Raw genomic sequence first — 21,585 nt, forward strand, 5'->3', positions numbered from 1 at the left:
ACTGAAGAAACTTGATTTACCGGTAATTACCACACACAAAAAGCCAGCCGAATTGGCTAGCTGTCTTTTTGATCCATTTGCAATTGGATTTGTTTTAAAATTTTCTTTTCAAGCCGTGAGACTTGTACTTGTGAAATACCTAACCTTTCTGCTACCTCAGATTGTGTCTGGTCTTTATAATACCTTAAGTACACAATCAGTTTCTCTCGCTCTTCTAATTCCTTGATCGCTTCTTTCAGTGCAATTTTATCGAACCATCTTTCTTCTGAATGATCTGCAATTTGATCAAGTAACGTGATGGGATCTCCGTCATTCTCATACACGGTTTCATGAATAGAAGACGGCGAGCGAACCGCTTCTTGGGCGAGGACGACATCCTCTGGTGTGATGTCTAGATAATGGGCAATTTCCTGTACCGTCGGCATCCTGCCATGAGACTTAGATAATTCGTCTCTTGCACGGCGGATTTTATTTCCAAGTTCTTTTAATGATCGGCTGACTTTGACCGTTCCATCATCACGAATAAAGCGCTGAATCTCACCAATAATCATTGGTACTGCATAGGTCGAAAATTTGACATCATAAGACAAATCAAATTTATCAACAGATTTTAGCAGTCCAATACAGCCAATTTGAAAAAGATCATCTGGTTCATATCCTCTATTTAAAAAGCGCTGAACAACGGACCAAACAAGACGCATGTTTTTTTCTACGAGGAGGTCTCTTGCTTGCTGTTCTCCGTCTTGGCTTTTTTTGATGAGCTGTTTGACTTCATCATTTGACAGCTGTGCTTTTTTTGCTTGTTTTTTTACCTCCACATCCATATGAGCAGCTCCTTAATTACAAAGCGCTTTGCTTTTTGATAGGTGCTTTGTTAAACGGACCGTCGTGCCCATTTCTGGAGATGAGTCTACTATGAGATCATCCATAAAATTCTCCATAATTGTAAAGCCCATTCCAGAGCGTTCTAAGTCTGGTTTTGTTGTGAAAAGGGGCTGCCTTGCTTCCTCAAGATTTGTAATTCCCATGCCCTCGTCACGAATGGTGAGGTAAACGACATGGTCATCAAGTGTGACACTAATATGCACCTTTCCGTCTGGATTCCCATCATAGCCGTGAATAATAGAGTTTGTCACCGCCTCTGATACAACGGTTTTGATTTCTGTTAATTCATCTAATGTCGGATCAAGTTGAGCGATGAATGCTGCGACTGTGACTCTAGCGAAGGATTCATTTTGACTCAAAGCAGAGAAGGTCAAGTTCATTTCATTTGTCATGATGCCACCCCCAATGTTTGTAGTGCGGATTGCTCTGAAGGCTCCATACGGATAATTTTGAACAAGCCAGACATATCAAATAAACGGTCCACCGCTGACGAGATCGCACAGACGACCATTTCACCGCCAAGCTGTTTGATTTGCTTATATCTCCCTAGTATCACACCGAGTCCAGAGCTGTCCATAAACGATAAATCAGCCAAATTCAGCACGATGTGGCGAATGTCCTCTGTTTCCAAACAATTCGTCACCTTTTGTCTCAATGTTTCTGCGGAGTGATGATCGAGCTCTCCTGTCAACCGAATGCAAAGTACGCTCTCTTTTACTTGAAATTCAATACCAAGGCTCATCTTTTTCTTCCTCCTTGCTCTAATTTCGGATAAAGAATGTTTCTCTTTTATATCAAATAAATCCTTCTCCATGACAAAACTAGTGACCATTCGTCACAATTAGATGTTCTTTTCTTCCCGCTCATAACAAAAAGACTGCCAATTGCAGCAGTCTTTAGTAATTTATTCCCATTTTACAAATTCGCTCATTGCTCGTTTCAAGAAGGTCCAAACACCTGCTTTTTCCATGCCTTCTTTTGCTTCAACAGGGCTTTCATGCAATACTTTACCGTCAATTTTTAAAACAATGGTACCAAGCTCCGTTCCTTTTGAAAATGGGGCAGTGACATCATGTGATAATTTGATTTCTTTTTTGATCTGATCCACATTTTCGCCTTTTTTCGTTAAAAGAGAGATCTGTTCAGATGTGACAAGCTGAATTTTTTTCTTTTTACCTTTGCTCACTTTGACCTCTGCCACGTCTTGTCCTCGTTTGTACATCGGATGGGTTATATATTGACTAAATGCATAATCTAACATTTTAACCACTTGGGCGTTTCTGTCTTTTGGTGTACTTGCGCCGAATACAACAGCAATTACGCGCATGTTACCTTTTTTGGCTGATGCGGTTAAACAATATTTTGCCTCGGCTGTAAAACCTGTTTTCACTCCATCGACACCTGGATAAAATTTAATCAGGCGGTTCGTGTTTACAAGCCAGAATTTTTTATCCGTGTTTTGCCGGAGATAGTCTTCGTATACACCCGTGAACTTAGTGATTTGTTCATATTTCAACAGCTCTTTTGTCATTTTTGCCATATCATGAGCTGTGCTGTAATGATCTTTTTCAGGAAGTCCTGTTGGATTTTGAAAGACTGTTGAGGTAAGCCCAAGCTCTTTTGCTTTTTTGTTCATTTGCTCAACAAATTGTTCTTCAGATCCTGCAATGTGCTCTGCCATGGCAACTGAAGCATCATTTCCTGAAGCAATCGCAATGCCTTTTAGCATTTCTTTCACGGTCATTTCTTCTCCAGGTTCAAGGAAAATTTGTGAGCCTCCCATGGATGCGGCATAGTCGCTCGTTCTCACTTTGTCTGTCATTTTCAGCTTTCCTTGGTCAATGGCTTCCATGATGAGAAGCATGGTCATGATTTTGGTCATACTTGCAGGCGCAAGCTTTTCATCGCTGTTTTTGTTGTAAAGCACCTTCCCCGTGTCACGTTCAATTAAGATGGCTGATTTGGCTTCGTGCGCTAGTTCTGATGTTTGTTTTTCTCCTGGTTTTTCTATCTTTTCTTTTGCTATCGCTGATGGTGAAACCATTGAGATAATTATCATTAAAATAAGCAATGCACATATATGACGTTTCAAGTGGCAGACCTCCATTATCGTAATCCTTTCTATTTTTTCCTCATTAAGGCTCTTTTATTCAGAGATCGTTTGATTGCCATAAAAAAACCTTCCGAAGGCTCAGCGTGTAGACAAACCCTCGCATTCGGTGTCAGTCCTAAATTCGCTCCGCTTCAGTACTCGTCCTTCTTAGACTTCTAAGGTTTTCAATTACGCTGAAAAGAAGACAAAGGGCTAAAATAAAGATCATTTTAGCCCTTTGTCAACAATCTAAGCCTTCTGTTTGATGAACAGAAGGCTTTTGGTTGCTATGAGAGTTGTTTCACAACATCTTTCACTAAATCAAGGAAACTTGCTTTCACTTTTTCCGTCACTTCAATGACTTCATCATGAGAAAGCGGCTGATCTAAAATACCTGAGGCAGCATTGGAGATGCATGAAATACCAAGTACTTTCATTCCTGCATGACTCGCCACAATGACTTCTGGCACAGTGGACATACCGACCGCATCAGCACCAAGCGTTCTGAGGAAACGAACTTCAGCTGGTGTTTCATAGGAAGGACCCGTCATCCCAGCATAAACACCTTGCTGTACAGATATTCCTAAGTGTTGAGCCGTTTTCTTTGTAAGTGCCAACAGACCCTTATCATACGGTGCAGACATATCTGGGAAACGAACCCCTTGACTGTCATTTGGTCCAATTAATGGATTGGTTCCCATCATATTGATATGATCCGTAATTAGCATGAGATCGCCTGGATGAAAGGACGTATTCACACCGCCGGCTGCATTTGTCACAATGCATGTCTCAATGCCAATTTCTTTCATCACACGGACAGGAAACGTCACTTGTTTCATATCATATCCTTCATAGAAATGAAAACGCCCTTGCATCGCACATACGACGGTGCCTTTCAGCGTCCCGATTACGAGCTGTCCTGCATGTCCTTCTACTGTTGAAACAGGGAATCCAGGAATATCTTCATATTTCAATTTAATTGGATTTTCAATCTCATCAGCTAAAATGCCTAGCCCTGAACCTAAAATCAATCCTACTGTTGGTACGTATGTCGATGCTTGTTTAATGTATGCTGCCGCTTCTGAAAACTGTGCTCCCACGAGATTTCCCCCTATTTGAGTTTAGATAAAAAGCTTGTTCCGTATTTTGGCATCGTTGACTTGAAATTATCTGCTACCGTTGCCCCAAGATCAGCAAAGGTTTTCGCTGTTGGCAGTTCATTCGCTTCCTGATGCTTTTTGCTGTAAGCAATGAGCGGAACGTATTCTCTTGTATGGTCTGTTCCGTGATGAACCGGGTCATTTCCGTGATCTGCTGTGATCACAAGCAGATCATCCTCTTTTAATAGGTCAAACACTTCAGGAAGACGTGCGTCAAATTCCTCTAATGCTTTTCCATAGCCCTCTGGATATCTTCTGTGCCCATATAAAGCGTCAAAATCAACAAGGTTTAAAAAGCTGAGTCCAGTAAAGTCTGTTTTAAGTGTCTCGATGAGCTTGTCCATTCCATCCATGTTCGATTTCGTTCTGAGAGAAGATGTGATTCCTTGGCCGTCAAAAATATCAGAGATTTTCCCAATGGCAATAACATCAAATCCATCATCTTTCAGCTCATTCATGACTGTACGGTCAAATGGTTTTAAAGCATAGTCATGTCGGTTTGGCGTTCTGATAAATACACCAGGCTCCCCGACAAACGGGCGAGCGATAATGCGCCCTACCATATATTTTTCATCTAATGTTAGTTCTCGGGCCATTTCACAAATGCGGTAAAGTTCTTCTAATGGTACTACCTCTTCGTGAGCAGCAATTTGCAAAACAGAATCGGCTGATGTATAAACGATTAAATCGCCTGTTTTCATGTGCTCTTCGCCAAGCTCATCAAGGATTTCAGTCCCAGAGGCTGGTTTATTTCCGATGATTCCACGCCCTGTTTTTTCTTTTAGTTCATTTAATAGTTCCTCTGGAAATCCGTCTGGAAAGACTTTAAACGGGGTGTCTATGTAAAGGCCCATCATTTCCCAGTGCCCTGTCATTGTGTCTTTACCGTTTGATGCTTCTTGCATTTTTCCATAATACGCAAGCGGTTTTTCGTCCGCTGGAATTCCTTTGATTTCTTTAATATGACTTAGCCCAAGCTTCGCCATATTCGGCATATAAAGCCCGTTCATTTTTTCAGCAATATGTCCAAGTGTATCTGCACCTACATCATTAAAATCAGCAGCGTCTGGAGCTTCCCCAATCCCTACTGAATCCATCACAATGATGAAAATGCGTTTATACTGATAATCAGGCATTAAAAATCGCCCCCTTTAATATTCTTATCCTTTGACCTTTCAAATGCAGAGAGGTCAGACATCTCAAGTATAAACGGTTTTCAAGTCAATTGACAACCTTAAACGTACAAACATAAAAAAAGCATGATACATGTTCACCGTGTCATGCTTTACTTATGCCCTTGGATGAAATTTATGATACACTTCTTTCAGTCTTGTTTTCGTGACATGTGTATAAATTTGTGTCGTTGAAATATCTGCATGACCGAGCATCTCCTGTACAGCTCTTAGATCAGCACCGTTTTCAAGCAAATGTGTAGCAAATGAATGTCTGAGCGTATGCGGCGTCAATTCCTTTTGAATGCCTGCTTCGAGGGCTCGTTTTTTTAAATTTTTCCAGAAGCCTTGTCTCGACATCTTTTTCCCGTGATGATTGAGGAATAAGGCATCCGCTGGCTTTTTTTTTAGCAGCTTGCTTCTGCCTTTTTCTATATACTCTTCAATTGCACTTGCAGCGGCCTCGCCAATTGGCACAATTCGCTCCTTTCTTCCTTTTCCAAAACAGCGGATAAAGCCCATTGTGAGATGAACATCTGCAAGCGTGAGATCCAGCATTTCACTCACGCGAATACCTGTTGCATATAAAAGCTCCAGCATGGCTTTGTCCCTGTAGTCAAATGGTGTGTGCCGCTTTGGTGTATCGAGCAACTTTTCCACCTCATCAAGGGATACAACCTTCGGTAATTTCCGCTCTGTTTTTTGCGTTTCAATGTTCCACGATGGGTCATCTGTTATCACTTTTTCCCGAAGTAAAAATTGATGAAAGGAACGGATCGATGATAGATGTCGCACAGACGTTTTACTCGATTTCCCTTCCTCTTTTAGCTGCTTTAAATAATGAATGATATGTAGTCGCGTGATATCTTTGATATCCGTCAACTGCTCGTGTGTCATTAAAAAAGACAAGTAGTTCTGTAAATCTCTTTTATAAGAGACAATGGTATTTTCAGATAGCCCTCTCTCTACTGTCATAAAATGAATAAAGTCGGATAATTGATCGTTCAATGGTTTCTACTCCCCGTTTTGATAAAAATAGATCAATCGGTCTTGCCAGTTGTCTTGATTCGGCTGATTCATTTCCATCACTTTAATCGCTGCACCCTCTGGTTTATCATAACGATGATAGCTCTCATATTCTGAATTTATCCATATCATAGCATAATAGAACAAGACGGTAAAACCAGTGAACAAGATAAATACATTTATCACTTCACCTGTTGTTTTGAGCCATTTTTGCATGATCTTCATGTCCTTTCTCATCTTCTCATTACTTCAGCATATGCCAGATGGGACAAGGAATATACAGCGAACATACAAAAAACCTTTTCATTTTGAATGAAAAGGTTCCAATCCCGGATTATTTGCCGGATTCATCATCATGACAGCGATGGCAAATTCCATGGAATGTCAATCTATGATCCTTAATTTTAAATTTCCAGTCTCTTTCAATAATCTCTTCAACATCTTCTAATAAATCATCTTCTATCTCATCGACTGTCCCGCATTCCATGCAGACAAGATGATGATGGAAGTGAGCGGCTCCTTCTTTGCGAAGATCATATCGCGAAACGCCGTCTCCAAAGTTAATTTTATCAACAACTTTCAGTTCAGTTAGCAATTCTAACGTCCGATAAACAGTAGCAAGACCAATTTCAGGAGACTTCTCTTTTACGAGGAGGTATACATCTTCTGCACTTAAATGGTCTTCTTCATTCTCAAGCAGTACTCTTACTGTTGCTTCACGCTGTGGCGTGAGCTTATAGCTGGAAGAATGAAGCTGTTTCTTAATTCGATCAATCCGATTTTCCATTAACTTTCCCTCCTACGCCACATTACTTGATCATTATATCAAATGATGTGCAGAGAGCCAACTATAACCATTTTAAATTGATAAATAAATTTATTATTATTTAATAACAATTATAAAGTTCTCAAAAAAGGACACCCGCGAGTTTTTTCATCAGCATGAATGATAGGTACGATTCAAAAAATGAGGAAAGTGCAGCAAGCGCTAAAATCATAAGCAGCACAGATGCATACCATCCAAACCACTGAACTGGCGCTTGTCTGATGGTTTTTTTCATGAAAAGCTGCCCAATCAAACGAATGGAAAACGCAATCGCACAAGTTCCGATCACTAAATAGGCTGGAATGAGCAAGATATTTTGTGGAAGAACCGATACAAAAGAAAGAAAGAATCCACTGAGCCCCATTTGATTCACTAGAAAACCGACAGTAAATCCAACGACAATTCCTTTTAAGAAAATCATGAGAAAAATGAGCGGCAGGCCAATGATGGAAATTCCTAGTATCCATATGAGGCCTAAATATTTCATATGATGCAGAAAGCTTTGCAAAAACATTTCTTTTGTTTCTCCTGCTTTCTCATTCGTCAACTGACCAAAAAATTGATTTAAATAATAGAATAAATCCTCTTTCTGACTGATTGTCATGCTATTGACGATGATGGCTCCAAAGATCACACCCATTAAAAAGAGTACAGAGACAAACAAATAAATCGATAGATGATCTTTTACGTGCTGAAGTAGATGTTCCTTCCAAGACTTTTTCCGCATGCGTCTTCCTCCCAAATAGTAAAGGTTACTAGATTCTATGAGAGAGATTACGAAACATGACAGTTTTATCGAAGAAAAAGAGAAAGCAGCCAGCACAACTGCTTTCTCTTTTCATTTATCGTGCGGCTTTTTGTACGTTCACAAGCCCAGCACCGTAATAAAATGGATCTCCAAGCTTTGTCGATGTTTTTGAAAGTCTTTCACGCACTTCTTCGTTCGTTAGATTCGGATGTTTTGATAGAATCACAGCCGCTGCCCCCCCTACATGTGGTGAAGCCATTGACGTTCCGCTCTTGTAGCCATATTCGTTACCAGGAATTGTACTTAACGTTGAAACGCCTGGGGCCGATACTTCTACCTCTTCGCCAACAGAGGAATCAAAGGCTCTTTTCTTTCTTTGATCAACAGATGCGACAGCCAGCACTGAGCTGTATTTTGCAGGATAGTCAATCGTATTGAGTGAACCATAACTTCCAGCATTTCCGGCAGAAGCCACAATCAGAATTCCTTTGTCATACGCTCTATCTACAGCTTCCTTCAGTGCCTCTGATTCACTTGCTCCCCCCATACTAATATTGATGACATCCATGTCATTTTCGATGGCCCATTCAATGCCTTTCACAATCCAACTATAGTAGCTATCACCATTTTCATCTGCTACCTTAACAGCATAAATAGAAGCTTTTGGCGCGACACCAACGACTCCAACCTTATTATCTAATGCTGCGATCGTGCCTGCCACATGTGTTCCGTGTTCATGCGGATCAACAAGCGGGTCAGACTCCGTTGGAACAAAGCTCACCCCACCTGTTACGTGTAAATCTTCATGCTTGCCATCAATGCCGCTATCAAGAACAGCTACTTTGACATTCTGTCCGGCGTACCCTCGTTTATGTACCTTTTGCGCTTTAATGGTTTCGATGCCATGTGGGACAGTTTGACCGGTTGTTTTTGCTTTTTGGTCTTCCTCAATAAAGGTGACTTCTTTTGCTTGATTCAATTTCTCTTTCGATACCTCATTCAATGAAACTTTCATCATATCTATTTGTTCTATTGATTCTTTCACATGCCCACCAGCTTCTTCAACAAGGTGTTTTTTTGCTTTGTCTTGAACTGAAGAAGAAAATCCGATCATATACTCTTTTTTTGCTTGCTCCTTTGCAGATATATCTGATGCACCAAACGTGATCGATGTCAGCAGCATCGCTACCATACAAAACCCTGCACCAAATGTCTTGACATTCACAATACTCACTCTCCCTTTTATTGCTTTTTGTCATTTAACTACATTTTGAGACAAAAAGAAACGACCGTTTGTCCTATTTTTTTATAATTTTCCATTTATTTGATTATTCTTCATAAAAAAGCAAAATAAAAATGCTTATGATCTTCTTGATCGCAATCATAAGCATTCCTACCTTTATGTTTCTTCATCAAGGCTTCTTGTTTTGTTTTTGTCTTTCTTTCGTGTGTACTAAAATGCGGCATGTGTCCTCTCGACAGTTCAGGATTTCGGCTGTGCTGCCTTTGTATAGGTTCTCGCTTTTTCTTTGCTTTGCTTTTCCCATTTGGCAAAACCCCTTTCGTTGTCGTAATGATACATGAAAGCATTTAAACAAGATAGACGAAACACGCCTATCTTTCTTTTTTCACCATATCAAGATGCGGGATTCCATCTTCATCATAACAATCTGAGACAGCTTTGAAGCCAAATGATTCGTAAAACGATTTTAAATACGCCTGCGCCTGAATTTTGACACTTGTTTCACCTAATTCATTGAGCTTTTCCAAAGCCTTGCTGAGCAGAATTTTCCCGTAACCTTTTTTCCGGCCAGCCTGGGTTACAAGGATACGACCGATGGATGCCTCCGTGTACATGACCCCCCTTTGGAATATTCGGCAATAAGCCACAATGGCTCCGTTCTCTTTTGCGATTAAATGAAGCGCTTCTTGATCACGATGATCGATTTCAGGATAAGGACATGCTTGTTCTACAACAAACACATTGACTCTTTCCATCAACATCAGGTAAAGATCCTCTTTCGCCAGTTGTTCAAATGTTTGACACGTCCAATTAAGTTGACTCATGATTGATATCCACCTTTCCATAGACTCCGCCTCCGCCAGAGATCAGTCCAACTTCGCCCTTTCTCGCTTTGATGATGTAATTGGCTGTTTTTTCTGGCAGGACAGCTTTTAAATCTTGTTCTGTTGCTTGATGAAGTATATTCATTTCTGTGTGAAAAACAGCTTTTAGCTTTTCTAACGTTTTGGCTCCAACCCCCGGAATAAATTGAAGCGGGAGCTGATGAACATAAGGAGGTCTCTTCCGTTTGTCACTTTCTTGGTCGGCAAGCTCCTTTAAACGTTCACTCACCCCTTTTGTCATCCGGGTATGTCTGCATGCGTGGCATTTTTCTTGGTCTTGGTTGTCAGGTCTTATCCCGCATTTTTCGCAGGTCGTATGATAATACTTTCCAAGCCGCGGAGTGAGGCCATAATTTCCTATGATTTTTCTGCCATCTTTTTCTTGAAGGGCTAGTTTGAATTCTGAAAAGGAGGCATGCTCCATTTGAATTTTTGTATATTCTCGCGCAATTTTCCCTAAGGAATGAGCATCTGAATTCGTTAAAAAGGGATAGCGGTTCAGCTCACTTAACTGGGAGGCCATTGACGTATCACAGCTAAGACCAAGCTCAACAGCATCAATGAGTTCTGGATCTAATACTTCTGTTAAAGAAGTGTTTACCCCTTTGCCGTATAAACTTTTGTGCGGTGTGAATATATGGGCAGGAATAAATAACCCTCCAAGCTCCTTGACCTTACGCTGAAGTGTTCTCCCATCAACATAAAGGCGCTGTGAACTCAAATGCACATTTTTCATGTGTAGAGAGAGCCATGCAGAGAACTCGCACATTTTGTGTAATGTGGGGATAAACGCAAGCACATGAATCGGACCCTTTGAATAGTCATCATTGATTTCTATCTCACTGCCTAAAAGTAAAACCGTTTGCCCAAATGATAGACCTCCATCATTCAATTCAGTGTATCTGCCTTCCTCTACACCTTCTATCAATTCTTCTAGGACTTCAGGAGATTGTGCATCAATCACACCGATCATCCCCATCCCTTTACTTTGTGACGCCTCTAATAAAATTTGGTCAATTGTGAGCGACCTTGCACCTGTAATTTTGACAGCCCTGCCTGTTCTCGTTCTGCCAATATGAATATGGATGTCAGCAAAAAACTCCCTCATTTTGTAGACTTAAGTACCTCTTGCAGCTGTAAGTACTGAATGGCATAGGCTGTTTTTGCATCATAAATATGCTGTTTTTCAATGAGGTGCAATGCTTCTTCTAACGTAACTTCCATCACTTCGACAAATTCATCTTCATCCAGATCTCTTTTTTCTTCAAGCGGAACCAACTGATCTGCAAGATATATGTGAACAATTTCATCTGCAAACCCTGGCGATGTATAAAAGGCGGTCAGCTTTTTTAGCTGCTGAGTCGTGTACCCTGTTTCTTCTTCTAATTCTCTCAGTGCTGTATGTGCCGGCTCTTCACCTTGTTCTAATTTTCCAGCCGGGATTTCAACGATGGCCCGCTCTAGTGCTTTACGGTATTGCTTGACCAAAATGATTTTATTTTCTTCCGTACGTGCAATGACTGCTACTGCACCTGGATGTTTGATGATTTCTCGTTTGCCCTGTCTTCCATTGGGCAATTCTACATCTTCAAGAACCAAGTCAATGATTTTTCCGTTGTATAATTCTTTAGACGATAATGTTTTTTCTTCAAAGTCCTTCAATTTTGTCAGCTCCTCGTTCTACTTTCACTTTTTCCTTCATTTATTTTAACATAGATGATTTAGGAGAGTCGAAAAGCGAAAGCTCGCTTCAATGCGCCATTTAAAATCACCTAACTTGAATTCCAGATTTTTTTCACTTAAGGTGAAAGGATAGGAGTGTGATGGAATTGAAAAAAAGACGAATTGGTACATCGGATCTTTTGGTGAGCGAGGCGGCACTAGGATGTATGTCCCTTGGAACGGAAAAAGGAAAAGCGCTCTCTTTATTAGATGAGGCTATAGACCTTGGAATTAATTATTTGGATACAGCCGATTTATATGATTTTGGGACAAATGAAGAAATTGTCGGGGAAGCCATTAAAAACAGGCGGCAAGATTTGATTTTGGCCACAAAAGGCGGCAACCGCTTTGAAAAAGGCAAATCTGGCTGGGACTGGGACCCTTCAAAGGCATACATAAAAGAGGCAGTGAAACAGAGCCTCAAACGGCTTCAAACAGATTATATTGATTTATATCAATTACATGGGGGCACGATTGATGACCCAATTGAAGAAACCATTGAGGCTTTTGAGGAATTAGTAGAAGAAGGCGTTATTCGATATTACGGCATATCTTCTATCCGTCCAAATGTCATGAAAGAATATGCCAAAAAGTCGAACATTGTCAGTGTGATGATGCAATATAGTTTACTCGACCGCCGTCCAGAAGAATGGCTTTCTCTTCTTGAAGAACAAAGCATTAGTGTCGTCGCAAGAGGTCCTCTAGCGAAAGGATTATTAACTGAAAAACCACTTTCGCAAGCAAGTGCAGCGATTCAAAAGAACGGGTATCTTCAATACTCATTTGAAGAGCTTCAGCAGGTCATTCCTTCGTTAAAGAAAGTCGCCTATGACTTATCACTCACTGAACTGTCCATTCAATACTTACTAAAGCACTCTGCTGTCAGTTCCGTTGTTTTTGGCGCAAGCTCGGTGGAACAGTTAAAAGAAAATGTGGCAGCGGCAAATGCACGTTCTTTAAGCGATCAAGAAGTAAAAGCATTGACATATTATACAAGACAGTCTGTGTATGAGACGCACCGTTTCAATAAATAGAACGTAAAAGGAAGCTCCTTATGTGATCTCATTTTTAGCTTTTATGCTTTCTCCATCTAAATGACTTTCATCTAGCAGCTCTGAGGAAGGAGCTCTTGTCGTTTTTGTTTTTCTTTTTTGCCCTAGTGTACCATCCATTTTATTTGCTGAGCAAGAGTGACGCCAAGCTCCCAACATGTGGTATGATCATCATAGAAAAACTTCAGAAAGGAAGAATGAGCTTGATGAAGAGATGGACCGCTATACTTGCCTTTATAATATTTCCACTTGCTGCAATCGGCATTTTTTTCACCAATAAAATGATGTACATTCGTAAATTAACAGATGAAGAGTTAATCAAACGAGAATCAGATGAAGGTCATTATCATCACGAGGAATTTAAACAGTTGAAAAAAGAGAGAGTTTGTATTCCCTCATCATTTGGTTATGATGTTCATGGCTACTTTGTGCCGTTTCCAAAAACAACTCGCACCATCGTGCTTTGCCATGGCGTCACAGTCAGTTTGATCAATTCAGTTAAATATATGAAATTATTCCAAAAGCTCGGATGGAATGTGATGCTTTATGATCATAGAAGACATGGGATGAGTGGCGGAAAAACCACTAGTTATGGATACTATGAAAAAGAAGATTTAGCGCAGGTTGTTCAGTGGCTGAGAAAAAGGATCGGGGAAAGTGCCGTCATTGGAATACATGGAGAGTCAATGGGTGCAGTTACTGCCTTGTTATATGCTTCAAAACCAGAAGCAAACGCAAATTTTTACATTGCGGATTGTCCTTTTGCTTCTTTTAGGGATCAGCTGGTGTTTCGGTTAAAAACGGATTTTCGCCTTTCAGGTCATTGGATTCTTCCACTAAGTGATCAAGTTTTAAAATGGAGGGACGGATATCGCATCCGGCAAGTTTCCCCGCTTGATGTGATCGATCAGGTGAAAGAACCTGTTCTCTTTATCCATAGCCGTCATGACGATTATATCCCGTGCGAACAAAGCCAGCAGTTATATGAACGAAAAAAGGGTGATAAACGGCTATTTATTGCGCCACACGGTGCTCATGCGATGTCTTTTAGTGAAAATAAGGAAGCTTATGAACAAGAGGTCCAAGCATTTCTTCAAACATTTGAACTCAATCAAGAGAAAAGAGGAGAATGAACAGCAGTTCATCTCCTCTTTACTAGTTAACTTATACGATAGTCACCACTGTTGTATGGTGTCTGCCCGCTAGCTCCATATGACTCTCTTCCGATTGCTGTTGACTCATGACCGATAATCCTGCAGTTGCTGCCAATAAAAGAACTATCAAACTCATTTTCATATAAATGACCTCCATTTTGAATTTTTGATATAGCTTGAATTTTCCTTTCGTAAAACCGAGTAGATACTTCAAATAATCCAAGCTCATTATAATAATGAGCTGCATCAAGTGCCAATTCCTCAATATCCGGGTATAAGCGCTTGTCCTCCAACAGGTCTAATGTATCGTCTATGATCTTTATTTCTGCATCAACGTATAATGCTTTTAAAAACTGAAATTTGCAGATATAAATTTCATCTTCTAATTCACAGGCTTTCATAATACCTTGTTGATAGAGGGTTAACGACTCTTCTATTTGTTTTTGTTTAAACAGGATTTGTGTGAGCATAAATAGTGGGTCTAAAGAGCGATTCAGATGGGTTAAATTCTCCTTTTCAAACACTTCAAGAGAGTCTTTCAGATAACGACTTGCTGCCGCAAGGTCGTTCATTTGGTAATAGCAGTTACCTAAGTTGAAAAGGGCCGAACCTATGACTCGAGGGTTTCCAATTGAGCGTGCTCGCTTTAGAGCATTTTTAAAGTAGGGCAATGCATGTTCATAGCATTTCAAATCATCATAGTTTGCACCAATAACAAATTCACAGTGGACGATTCTCAGCATGTACGTTCTGTAGGCAGAGTACGTGTCTAACGCTTGCAAGGCATAGTGCATCGAAAAGTGGGTTTGTTTCATGTGGTAGTATATTTCTGCTAATTTAAAATAAAATTCTGCTCTTTCTATATCATCAGATATGAGATTGAGCTTTTTTTCTGCGGAACGGTAATAAGCAATAGCGCTTAAATAATTTCTCTGTTCAAATTCAAACATTCCTGTGAAAAAATGAACATAGTATTCAAGCATATCGGTTAATTTCGTTTGCGAATGCTCTATCATTTCTAGAAGCTTCTTAATTTCTTCATCATTCGAAGCTTTCTTTGCCGGTTCAAAATATTCGAGCATCACCTTATGGCGAAAATCCATTAGCTGGTAAAATAGCAACAGGTTTTGATCCTGCTCCATCTCAAGGATTTCCTGCTCGATCTCGGCTTTCAGCTTCTCTGCTTTCATGACGTGAAATCCGCAAATTTGCCTATACCATTCGTTTATTTTGATTCCAACCTGAGGCGATGACAGCTTGAGCTTCAATTCACTTTAGTACCTCCCTTCCATATACGATACATGTTGTATTCTATCATATTTCCTCGAATGGAAGAAATATGAAATGTCGTTTTTCGCAAAGTTTTCGGTATCCCGCAATAAACGCTTCAATTGCCTATTTTTCGGCATTTATTGCCACTATTTTTTCATTCCCATTTTTCTCATTTTGTCGAATCATTCGTTGAAAACTGCTTTTTGTCATTTAAAAAGATCATTTATCAAATTAGACAGCTCTGCTGTTTGATGAGATGATGATGGTACGAAAAAAGCCCTCTTCAGTGATATTATCCCCTCTAAGGGTCAGAAAATATCGTGAGGGACAATCTTTTGAAGACCGAAGAGGAAAACAGACAAAGTCAGAAAATCCTTTTAGTGGACGTCCTAAGTTAACGTTTAAAAATGTAGAAGAAGAAAGAGATTATTTAAAGGCATAGGTAGAATACTTAAAAAAGCGTTATCCAAATCTTCATGGGGAGGACGGATTTTGAAGACTGCATGGTTTGAAGCTGTTCATGAATTAAAGAATCTTTATCCGTTGACATGGCTCGTTTGTATCGCCAAAGTATCACGATCGGGGTATTATAAATGGTTTAAGAATAAAAGGACTAGAATGGAACGGAAACAGAATGAACAACTCTTAAAAGAGCACATCATGGCCATTCATCATTCACATCCCTTCTATGGCTATCCTCGGATGACAGTCGCTTTAAAGAAAGAAGGATTTCACATCAACCATAAGCGTGTCTACAGGTTGATGAAAGAGATGAACATCCAATCAATCATTCGAAAAAAACGTCGTTATTTCGGAAGACAAGCTTCGGTTGTCCAACCAAACAGATTAAACCGAAAATTTAAAACCAATCAATACAATCAGTTATATGTAACTGATATCAGACCGTAGACAAACCCCACCTTTACTTCAAGTAAAAGTGGGGTTTTCACTTATTTTGATAAAATTTATCAGTTGTCTTACGCTGGACATGGTCCTTTCCATGTCCAGTTTGCTAGCTTTCTTGAGATTCATGGCAGCGAAAGTAAGCATCGCCTGCATTGAAACTTTTTTCAGTCCACGAAGTTTCGTCCAACGCATACCATGCTTTTCTTTTGCATCCGCAAAAACGCATTCAATCGTTTCTTTACGTTTTGCGTAGATGTTCTTATTCATTGCACAAGATGATCTTCAGGCACTAATTCATCTAAAGCCACTACTTCTAATTGATTTCTTCTCTCTTCTTCACGTTTCGATAACATGTTCATCCCCCGCAGAATTGTGTTATTACCCTTATTATACAAAAAATCTTGTAGACTTTGTCTACAAGCTGCAATCAGTTATATGTAACTGATATTACCTATATTGCTTGCCAGCATCGTTTCTATTATTGCTATACAAGATCTGTACAACAATGAGATCGTCGCGTGGAAACTGTCAAAGGAGCAGTACTTCATTCTGATCAAGGCTTTCAATACACAACACCAGCATATCAAAAGCGACTAGAAAACGTTGGTTTGAAGGGCAGTCATTCTCGAAGAGGGAACTGCCTAGATAATGCCTTACATTCAATTCTAAAATCACGATCGATTCCAGAAAAAATTAAACCAGTGTGCTCCGGTAGAATACCGTCACACACTGGCAGGTTAGGCTTTTTATAATTGTCTACTTGACAGGGATAAGACCACAGCAAAGAGCTTTTTATAAGACATCTGTTACTTGATCCATATTCTCTTTGATCCAATTGACAGCTAATTCGAGCGTTGGAAATTCTTCCGTTTCAAATGTGACTTCATCCTGAAGAAGCCAAACGTCCTTTTTCACTGAATCCATTCCACCGATTGACCAGTGCAGAAGGCTATAAGGATGATTATTATTTAAAAACGACACCCACGTTTTATTTTGTGCCATGTTTTGTATCACTTTCAGCTTTTGATCCACTACTTTTCCACCTTACTTTACAAGTATACCCATTCTCGGGCTGAGTATTAGTTGAGGACTTTTCAACATGAGTGTATTGGCTTTTTCATTAAAATCAATCGTCATTTCCTCGTCAAAAAACACCTTTGTGCTGTGTGTATATAAAGGTTAAATGGCTGATTATGCTTGAGCCCTTCCCACTCCCTGCTCTTTCGCTTGTGAGCCAAATTATTGGTACACCGCTTACCGCACAGCCGCATCCATCTGAATCATAGGGCTTCATGCTCTACTTGTCGTTTTGTTGAAAGGCTGCTGCTGATTCTGTAATTTGAATATACATGACGAACATCCTTTTTTCGTTGATTGTTACATTGTAACATATCAACCATCAATTCAGCATGTTCGCGCCCTTGCCATTCCTGTTTCAGAATATCTTGTGCTACATAATGGTCATTCATTTGCCGGATTGTTTGTTCCAAGCTGCTTTGACCAATTGTACGCCTCTTGCTCAATTTCTTTAATGATTGCATTTTTTCCGTTGATATAACTTGCCATATCTCCCGGGTGTACTTTCGCTAATTGGTGCTTTTTATCTGCATAGTCCTTGGCACGCTCTGGTGCTGCTCTTAAATAATCCCGGAACACTAAATGTATTTTTACATCCTCATGTCCAGCTTCATAAGCGTGAACGTGATGTGATCGCTGTAAGCCGCCTTTTCTAAAAAAACGTCTTCCTTTGAGTCCGTTTTCTCCGAGGGCTTCATATCCAAGCTGACTAAACAGGTGATTGCACTCATCTAGGTCGTTAATATGCTTCACTTCTAGCAGAATATCAGTAATAGGCTTAGCGGCCATTCCTTTGATTGACGTACTGCCAATGTGGTGACCATCTACCCAGTTGTCACCCACTGCTTTCTTCAGTTTCTCTAATTCATGACGGAATTGTTCGTGCCAGCTCATTTTGTATTCAACCACTTCCACCTTTCGAAGCATCGAACGTTCCATCTTTGTTAACATGAGCTCGTTTTCTACTTGAAAACGGTTCGTTTGTTTAAACCCAAGCTTTTCATAGAGCCGGATCGCTGGTATATTCGCTTCCGCCGTTGTGAGTTCAATTGGTTGATGATGCTCGATAATGGAATGCATCAACTTTGTTCCAATCCCTTGATGGGCATGCTGAGGATGCACGGCTAACCGGCTGAGGACGATTCGGTCCTCATACATTTCATATGAAGCGATCCCTAACAAAGACCCTTCTTTTTCAAACCCTATGAACATCTCATCTGTTTCCATGATGTCCTTGACCGTTTCTTTTAAGGGCGGTAAATATTGGTAGCCAATTTGCTCTGCTTCCCTCTGATATGCAGCCAATTGGATATGTAAGATCTGTTTTGCTTGTTCTTTATTTTTTTGATCTAGCTGACTGATCATCCTTTCTCCTCCAGCCTCTTCACAAATAACACACGGTCTTCATGAATTCCATCATAATCTGAAAAAACCGAGATACCGTCTACTTTTTTATCTCCCTTTTCTATCTGAAAACCGAGTTTTGTATGGTAAGCAATGAAGACTTTATTGATAGAAGCTGTCACAGCCTTAATTGATGTTCTCCATTCCTTTTCAACGACAACAAAGCTTGTATGCTGGAAATGTTCAAAAAAGAGCTTTGGCAATTTTGCACGTAAATCTCTGCCTCCCCACCAGCTTTGAATAACGGATGTGACGGCGTAAAAATCTGACGGCTTTACTTGACGTATCATGATGGCCTCGCCCCTTTTCAATTTGCTTTCCTTGTTTGAATCGCTTTTTTCTCAAAAATATGATTGTTTCGATAGTCTACCTGTCTGATCAAATGGTTGTAAAGACAGTATGCCAGCCTTTTTTCATTTTCATTTGTTGGTTCTTCTTTTGGCCGCCACCTCCTTTTAAACCTTCACACTTATTTCAAAAAGTTCACTTTTTGTGCGAAAGTTTCTTTCTTTGGTTATGTTAAGATGGATCATATAGGAAATGTAACAAATGTTTATTGGAGATGATGATATTGGTTTGGGTTGTTATTTCCCTTGTTGTGTTTAGTCTTTTAAAACTGATTGTCACCTCGCTGCCTTCTGGTGTGGTCGAACGCCTGCTGAGTCGTTATGCGGTGCATGCAAAAGTAACAAGTGATCAAACAAATATTACTTTTCAGGGTCGTTCGCTTGATGATCAGCGAACATCTGAAGTCATTCAACATTTTAATGATGCGATCTTTATTGAACGCTACTATATTTATCCTGGTGATGAAGAGCGCTTTCTTCACCCGAATGAAGGACCAGCCCCGCTTACCTTGCAAACAAAGCTTGGTAAGCACGATGTCACCCTTTATCTGTTCCATTATGATGATCACGTGGACGTGGTGCGGCAGTATACACATAAGCCAAAGAAAAAGCTTACGGCTTATCGTTTGCGTTCTGAACCGCTCCAAACGTTCCACAACATGGCACATGCTTGAAAATACACTAATCAGATTGGACGAAGTGGAAGACACTTCGTCTTTTTTGTATGGTTCTACAAATTTCATTGCTTCTTTTCTTATGATGTTTTCCCAGTATCAATTACGCCTCCTGTTGGTTACAACAGAAACAGAGCATACGTTCCAATAGGGTCAAAGCCAATCATTATGAAATGAAACGCAGCGCATGAAAATGGTGAATAACGAAGATGTTCTAACCCTTTCCTTATAGCAAATTGTCAATATTGATCTCGATTAATATGGATTGTCGTCAAATGGCTATAAGCAGATAGATGGAAAGTCATTGCCCATTAAGTCCTCAACACATCGGCAAAAAGAAACATTCTTATGACCAGTTCAAGCTTCTCTACCATATGGCGGATGTCTCCTCCATCAAATTGTGTATTTAATTTGCACAATTTTTCATGTATGATGGGAACATCTTACAAACTCAGGGGAGGACAGCATGAAAAATAATTTACGTACTTTGCATCCGCTTAGTTGGACGATCATCATCGGTACGATATTTGGCCGAATGGCGACGTCCATGAGCATTCCTTTTTTAGCCGTCTATTTGACACAAGTCAAAGGCGCCTCAGCCTCTTCAGCTGGATTAATCATTGCCGTTAGCTCTCTTATTGGGATCGTTGCGAGTTTTTATGGTGGCTATATTTCTGACAGAATTGGAAGAAAAAAGGTCATGCTTTTATCGATCTTCGGTTGGACACTTGTCTTTGTTGGTTTTGCGTTTGCAGATGCCATTTGGGTCTTCTTTATCATGAATGCTTTAAACGGACTGTGCCGAGCACTGTTTGAGCCAACTTCTAAAGCACTCTTATCGGATGTGACACCGTCAAGCATTCGGTTGTTTGTTTTCAATCTACGGTATACGGCCATTAACATTGGCGTAATCTTCGGCCCGCTGCTTGGCTTATATCTTGGGTCATCAAAAACAACCTTTCCGTTTCTCGTTGCTGCCTTGATTTACTTTCTATATGGCTTAACGCTGGCATGGCAATTTCAAAAACACCCAGTTGCTGCACCAGAAAGCAACAAACAAATTAGTGTCAAAAAAGCTCTTTCTATTATCCAGAAAGATACGGTCTTTAGCATTATTCTCATCGGCGTTACCTTATGTTCGTTCGGTTATTCACATCTAAGCTCAACACTGCCACAATATTTATCAGCGTCTCCTGTTATTGAGGATGGCCCTAAGCTGTTTGGATATCTTTTATCATTAAATGCCGTCGTTGTCATTGTCGTTCAATACCCGCTTATCATGATCGCCAAGCGCTACTCGACCATTTTGTCGTTGACGACCGGAAATGTTCTTCTTGCAGGCAGTTTGTTAGCCATTGCTTTTTCACAAAGTCTTGGCATGCTTGCTTTCATCATTGTCGTGTTTACGATTGGTGAAGTCCTGCTCTTTGCGATGATGGATCTCTTTGTGGACAATATTGCAAACCCTGAAGTGAAAGGATCGTACTTTGGCGCGATGGGATTTTCTCAGCTAGGCAGCGTCGTCGGTCCATTTGTCGGCGGATTGTGTATTGACTTTTTTGGCGCAGCCCATCCCTTTTCCATTTTTTCCGTCCTGTCGATTGTCACCATTGCAGGTGCCCCGTTCTTACTCATCGGATACTACCGCTTTAAAAAACGAACGGCGGCTATCGTGGCTGTTAAAGTCAGTGGAGGTCATTAGAAAAACCGCTCTGATATGGGGACTGACCCCCTAAGATGAGACAAATAAAAAACACCTTCAAGTTTGAAAACGGACGGTTGTGATCCGAAATAAAACATGGAGGTGTTTTTTCTATGGGGACAAGAGTGAGTTATCCAGTTGAAGTCAAACAGAAGGCTGTAGAAATGAGATTGGCAGGTGTACCTATGAAAGAGATCATGCAGGAATTGAATATCAAGAATAAGACGCAGGTTCAGACA

Annotated in this window: 23 protein-coding genes and 5 pseudogenes; 7 read left to right on the forward strand and 21 right to left on the reverse strand. The window is 40.3% G+C overall.

The features are described 5' to 3' along the window. Positions 1–56 precede the first annotated feature (56 nt). From sigF to WAX46_RS09570, 15 genes are all read right to left on the reverse strand, one after another. The gene (gene sigF / locus WAX46_RS09500; RefSeq protein WP_226568234.1) at positions 57–824 is read right to left on the reverse strand and encodes an RNA polymerase sporulation sigma factor SigF; all 768 of its coding nucleotides are present in this window, start codon (positions 822–824) and stop codon (positions 57–59) included. Positions 825–836: 12 nt separating this feature from the next. Further along, positions 837–1,277 carry an anti-sigma F factor gene (spoIIAB, locus tag WAX46_RS09505; protein ID WP_336493745.1) on the reverse strand — a complete coding sequence of 147 codons (441 nt, stop codon included), beginning with the start codon at positions 1,275–1,277 and terminating at the stop codon, positions 837–839. Further along, positions 1,274–1,627 (reverse strand): anti-sigma F factor antagonist, encoded by a 354-nt coding sequence (gene spoIIAA / locus WAX46_RS09510; RefSeq protein WP_226568236.1) that lies wholly within the window; start codon positions 1,625–1,627, stop codon positions 1,274–1,276. Before spoIIAA ends, spoIIAB begins: the two co-directional genes overlap by 4 nt. 162 nt (positions 1,628–1,789) lie before the next feature. Further along, positions 1,790–2,992 carry a D-alanyl-D-alanine carboxypeptidase family protein gene (locus WAX46_RS09515; protein ID WP_376776440.1) on the reverse strand — a complete coding sequence of 401 codons (1,203 nt, stop codon included), beginning with the start codon at positions 2,990–2,992 and terminating at the stop codon, positions 1,790–1,792. Between the two features lie 272 nt (positions 2,993–3,264). Then, a complete protein-coding gene (locus WAX46_RS09520) occupies positions 3,265–4,077 on the reverse strand; it encodes a purine-nucleoside phosphorylase (protein ID WP_336493748.1) in 813 nt (270 codons plus the stop codon). 11 nt (positions 4,078–4,088) lie between these two features. Next, positions 4,089–5,273, reverse strand: coding sequence for a phosphopentomutase (gene deoB / locus WAX46_RS09525; protein WP_336493749.1), 1,185 nt, complete (start codon positions 5,271–5,273; stop codon positions 4,089–4,091). 153 nt (positions 5,274–5,426) lie between these two features. Then, positions 5,427–6,317 (reverse strand): site-specific tyrosine recombinase XerD, encoded by an 891-nt coding sequence (xerD, locus tag WAX46_RS09530; protein ID WP_226568240.1) that lies wholly within the window; start codon positions 6,315–6,317, stop codon positions 5,427–5,429. Between the two features lie 6 nt (positions 6,318–6,323). Beyond that, on the reverse strand, positions 6,324–6,551 hold the full coding sequence (locus WAX46_RS09535; protein ID WP_226568258.1) for a YqzK family protein: 228 nt from the start codon (positions 6,549–6,551) through the stop codon (positions 6,324–6,326). 118 nt (positions 6,552–6,669) lie between these two features. Continuing rightward, a complete protein-coding gene (gene fur, locus WAX46_RS09540; RefSeq protein ID WP_003215577.1) occupies positions 6,670–7,122 on the reverse strand; it encodes a ferric iron uptake transcriptional regulator in 453 nt (150 codons plus the stop codon). A 121-nt stretch (positions 7,123–7,243) separates the two neighbouring features. Next, positions 7,244–7,888, reverse strand: coding sequence for a stage II sporulation protein M (gene spoIIM, locus WAX46_RS09545; protein WP_226568241.1), 645 nt, complete (start codon positions 7,886–7,888; stop codon positions 7,244–7,246). Positions 7,889–8,003: 115 nt separating this feature from the next. Beyond that, the gene (locus tag WAX46_RS09550) at positions 8,004–9,134 is read right to left on the reverse strand and encodes a S8 family peptidase (RefSeq protein WP_312887866.1); all 1,131 of its coding nucleotides are present in this window, start codon (positions 9,132–9,134) and stop codon (positions 8,004–8,006) included. A gap of 110 nt (positions 9,135–9,244) precedes the next feature. Further along, the gene (locus WAX46_RS09555; protein ID WP_336493754.1) at positions 9,245–9,499 is read right to left on the reverse strand and encodes a hypothetical protein; all 255 of its coding nucleotides are present in this window, start codon (positions 9,497–9,499) and stop codon (positions 9,245–9,247) included. A gap of 24 nt (positions 9,500–9,523) precedes the next feature. Further along, positions 9,524–9,976 carry a GNAT family N-acetyltransferase gene (locus tag WAX46_RS09560; RefSeq protein ID WP_336493755.1) on the reverse strand — a complete coding sequence of 151 codons (453 nt, stop codon included), beginning with the start codon at positions 9,974–9,976 and terminating at the stop codon, positions 9,524–9,526. Next, the gene (locus WAX46_RS09565) at positions 9,963–11,144 is read right to left on the reverse strand and encodes a TIGR00375 family protein (protein WP_226568244.1); all 1,182 of its coding nucleotides are present in this window, start codon (positions 11,142–11,144) and stop codon (positions 9,963–9,965) included. The genes WAX46_RS09560 and WAX46_RS09565 overlap by 14 nt, the downstream gene beginning before the upstream one ends. After that, complete coding sequence (locus WAX46_RS09570; protein WP_336493756.1) at positions 11,141–11,698, reverse strand: NUDIX hydrolase; 558 nt, start codon at positions 11,696–11,698, stop codon at positions 11,141–11,143. The genes WAX46_RS09565 and WAX46_RS09570 overlap by 4 nt, the downstream gene beginning before the upstream one ends. A gap of 167 nt (positions 11,699–11,865) precedes the next feature. Here WAX46_RS09570 and WAX46_RS09575 point away from each other — a divergent pair, with 167 nt between their 5' ends. Continuing rightward, entirely contained in the window at positions 11,866–12,792 is a 927-nt protein-coding gene (locus WAX46_RS09575; RefSeq protein WP_336493757.1) for an aldo/keto reductase, read from the forward strand. Between the two features lie 224 nt (positions 12,793–13,016). Next, positions 13,017–13,943 (forward strand): alpha/beta hydrolase, encoded by a 927-nt coding sequence (locus WAX46_RS09580; protein WP_226568260.1) that lies wholly within the window; start codon positions 13,017–13,019, stop codon positions 13,941–13,943. Positions 13,944–13,969: 26 nt separating this feature from the next. Here the strand turns inward: WAX46_RS09580 and WAX46_RS09585 are convergent, their stop codons facing one another. Next, positions 13,970–15,232: a Rap family tetratricopeptide repeat protein gene (locus WAX46_RS09585; RefSeq protein WP_336493761.1), complete on the reverse strand. Its 1,263-nt coding sequence runs from the start codon at positions 15,230–15,232 to the stop codon at positions 13,970–13,972. Positions 15,233–15,854: 622 nt separating this feature from the next. Here WAX46_RS09585 and WAX46_RS09590 point away from each other — a divergent pair. Next, positions 15,855–16,136, forward strand: a pseudogene (locus WAX46_RS09590) (IS3 family transposase); the annotation flags it as partial. 77 nt (positions 16,137–16,213) lie between these two features. Here WAX46_RS09590 and WAX46_RS09595 read toward each other — a convergent pair. After that, positions 16,214–16,406: pseudogene (locus WAX46_RS09595) on the reverse strand (transposase); the annotation flags it as partial. Between the two features lie 275 nt (positions 16,407–16,681). Between WAX46_RS09595 and WAX46_RS09600 the strand changes: the two are divergent. Next, positions 16,682–16,795: pseudogene (locus WAX46_RS09600) on the forward strand (IS3 family transposase); the annotation flags it as partial. Between the two features lie 139 nt (positions 16,796–16,934). Here the strand turns inward: WAX46_RS09600 and WAX46_RS09605 are convergent. The 4 genes and pseudogenes from WAX46_RS09605 to WAX46_RS09620 all read right to left on the reverse strand — a co-directional run bounded on the left by WAX46_RS09605 (position 16,935) and on the right by WAX46_RS09620 (position 18,913). After that, positions 16,935–17,174, reverse strand: coding sequence for a YqkC family protein (locus WAX46_RS09605; RefSeq protein ID WP_336493763.1), 240 nt, complete (start codon positions 17,172–17,174; stop codon positions 16,935–16,937). Between the two features lie 12 nt (positions 17,175–17,186). After that, a pseudogene (locus WAX46_RS09610) lies at positions 17,187–17,493 on the reverse strand (iron-sulfur cluster biosynthesis family protein). A 110-nt stretch (positions 17,494–17,603) separates the two neighbouring features. Next, positions 17,604–18,584 (reverse strand): GNAT family N-acetyltransferase, encoded by a 981-nt coding sequence (locus tag WAX46_RS09615; protein ID WP_336493764.1) that lies wholly within the window; start codon positions 18,582–18,584, stop codon positions 17,604–17,606. Continuing rightward, entirely contained in the window at positions 18,581–18,913 is a 333-nt protein-coding gene (locus tag WAX46_RS09620) for a hypothetical protein (protein WP_336493765.1), read from the reverse strand. Before WAX46_RS09620 ends, WAX46_RS09615 begins: the two co-directional genes overlap by 4 nt. Before the next feature lie 281 nt (positions 18,914–19,194). Between WAX46_RS09620 and WAX46_RS09625 the strand changes: the two genes are divergently transcribed. The 3 genes and pseudogenes from WAX46_RS09625 to WAX46_RS09635 form a co-directional block, all read left to right on the forward strand. Next, a complete protein-coding gene (locus tag WAX46_RS09625) occupies positions 19,195–19,644 on the forward strand; it encodes a YfmQ family protein (RefSeq protein WP_226568252.1) in 450 nt (149 codons plus the stop codon). A 466-nt stretch (positions 19,645–20,110) separates the two neighbouring features. After that, positions 20,111–21,346: an MDR family MFS transporter gene (locus tag WAX46_RS09630; protein WP_226568253.1), complete on the forward strand. Its 1,236-nt coding sequence runs from the start codon at positions 20,111–20,113 to the stop codon at positions 21,344–21,346. A gap of 113 nt (positions 21,347–21,459) precedes the next feature. Further along, a pseudogene (locus tag WAX46_RS09635) lies at positions 21,460–21,585 on the forward strand (IS3 family transposase); the annotation flags it as partial.

Origin of the sequence: Bacillus sp. FJAT-53060 (assembly GCF_037104745.1) — a bacterium.
Classification (GTDB): Bacteria; Bacillota; Bacilli; order Bacillales; family Bacillaceae; genus Bacillus; species Bacillus stratosphericus_B.

Coding starts and splice junctions, on each gene's coding strand:
- sigF (WP_226568234.1), bottom strand. CDS start 824: ATGGATGTGGAGGTAAAAAAACAAGCAAAAAAAGCACAGCTGTCAAAT.
- spoIIAB (WP_336493745.1), bottom strand. CDS start 1,277: ATGACAAATGAAATGAACTTGACCTTCTCTGCTTTGAGTCAAAATGAA.
- spoIIAA (WP_226568236.1), bottom strand. CDS start 1,627: ATGAGCCTTGGTATTGAATTTCAAGTAAAAGAGAGCGTACTTTGCATT.
- WAX46_RS09515 (WP_376776440.1), bottom strand. CDS start 2,992: ATGGAGGTCTGCCACTTGAAACGTCATATATGTGCATTGCTTATTTTA.
- deoB (WP_336493749.1), bottom strand. CDS start 5,273: ATGCCTGATTATCAGTATAAACGCATTTTCATCATTGTGATGGATTCA.
- WAX46_RS09535 (WP_226568258.1), bottom strand. CDS start 6,551: ATGCAAAAATGGCTCAAAACAACAGGTGAAGTGATAAATGTATTTATC.
- fur (WP_003215577.1), bottom strand. CDS start 7,122: ATGGAAAATCGGATTGATCGAATTAAGAAACAGCTTCATTCTTCCAGC.
- spoIIM (WP_226568241.1), bottom strand. CDS start 7,888: ATGCGGAAAAAGTCTTGGAAGGAACATCTACTTCAGCACGTAAAAGAT.
- WAX46_RS09555 (WP_336493754.1), bottom strand. CDS start 9,499: ATGCTTTCATGTATCATTACGACAACGAAAGGGGTTTTGCCAAATGGG.
- WAX46_RS09560 (WP_336493755.1), bottom strand. CDS start 9,976: ATGAGTCAACTTAATTGGACGTGTCAAACATTTGAACAACTGGCGAAA.
- WAX46_RS09565 (WP_226568244.1), bottom strand. CDS start 11,144: ATGAGGGAGTTTTTTGCTGACATCCATATTCATATTGGCAGAACGAGA.
- WAX46_RS09580 (WP_226568260.1), top strand. CDS start 13,017: ATGAAGAGATGGACCGCTATACTTGCCTTTATAATATTTCCACTTGCT.
- WAX46_RS09615 (WP_336493764.1), bottom strand. CDS start 18,584: ATGATCAGTCAGCTAGATCAAAAAAATAAAGAACAAGCAAAACAGATC.
- WAX46_RS09620 (WP_336493765.1), bottom strand. CDS start 18,913: ATGATACGTCAAGTAAAGCCGTCAGATTTTTACGCCGTCACATCCGTT.
- WAX46_RS09630 (WP_226568253.1), top strand. CDS start 20,111: ATGAAAAATAATTTACGTACTTTGCATCCGCTTAGTTGGACGATCATC.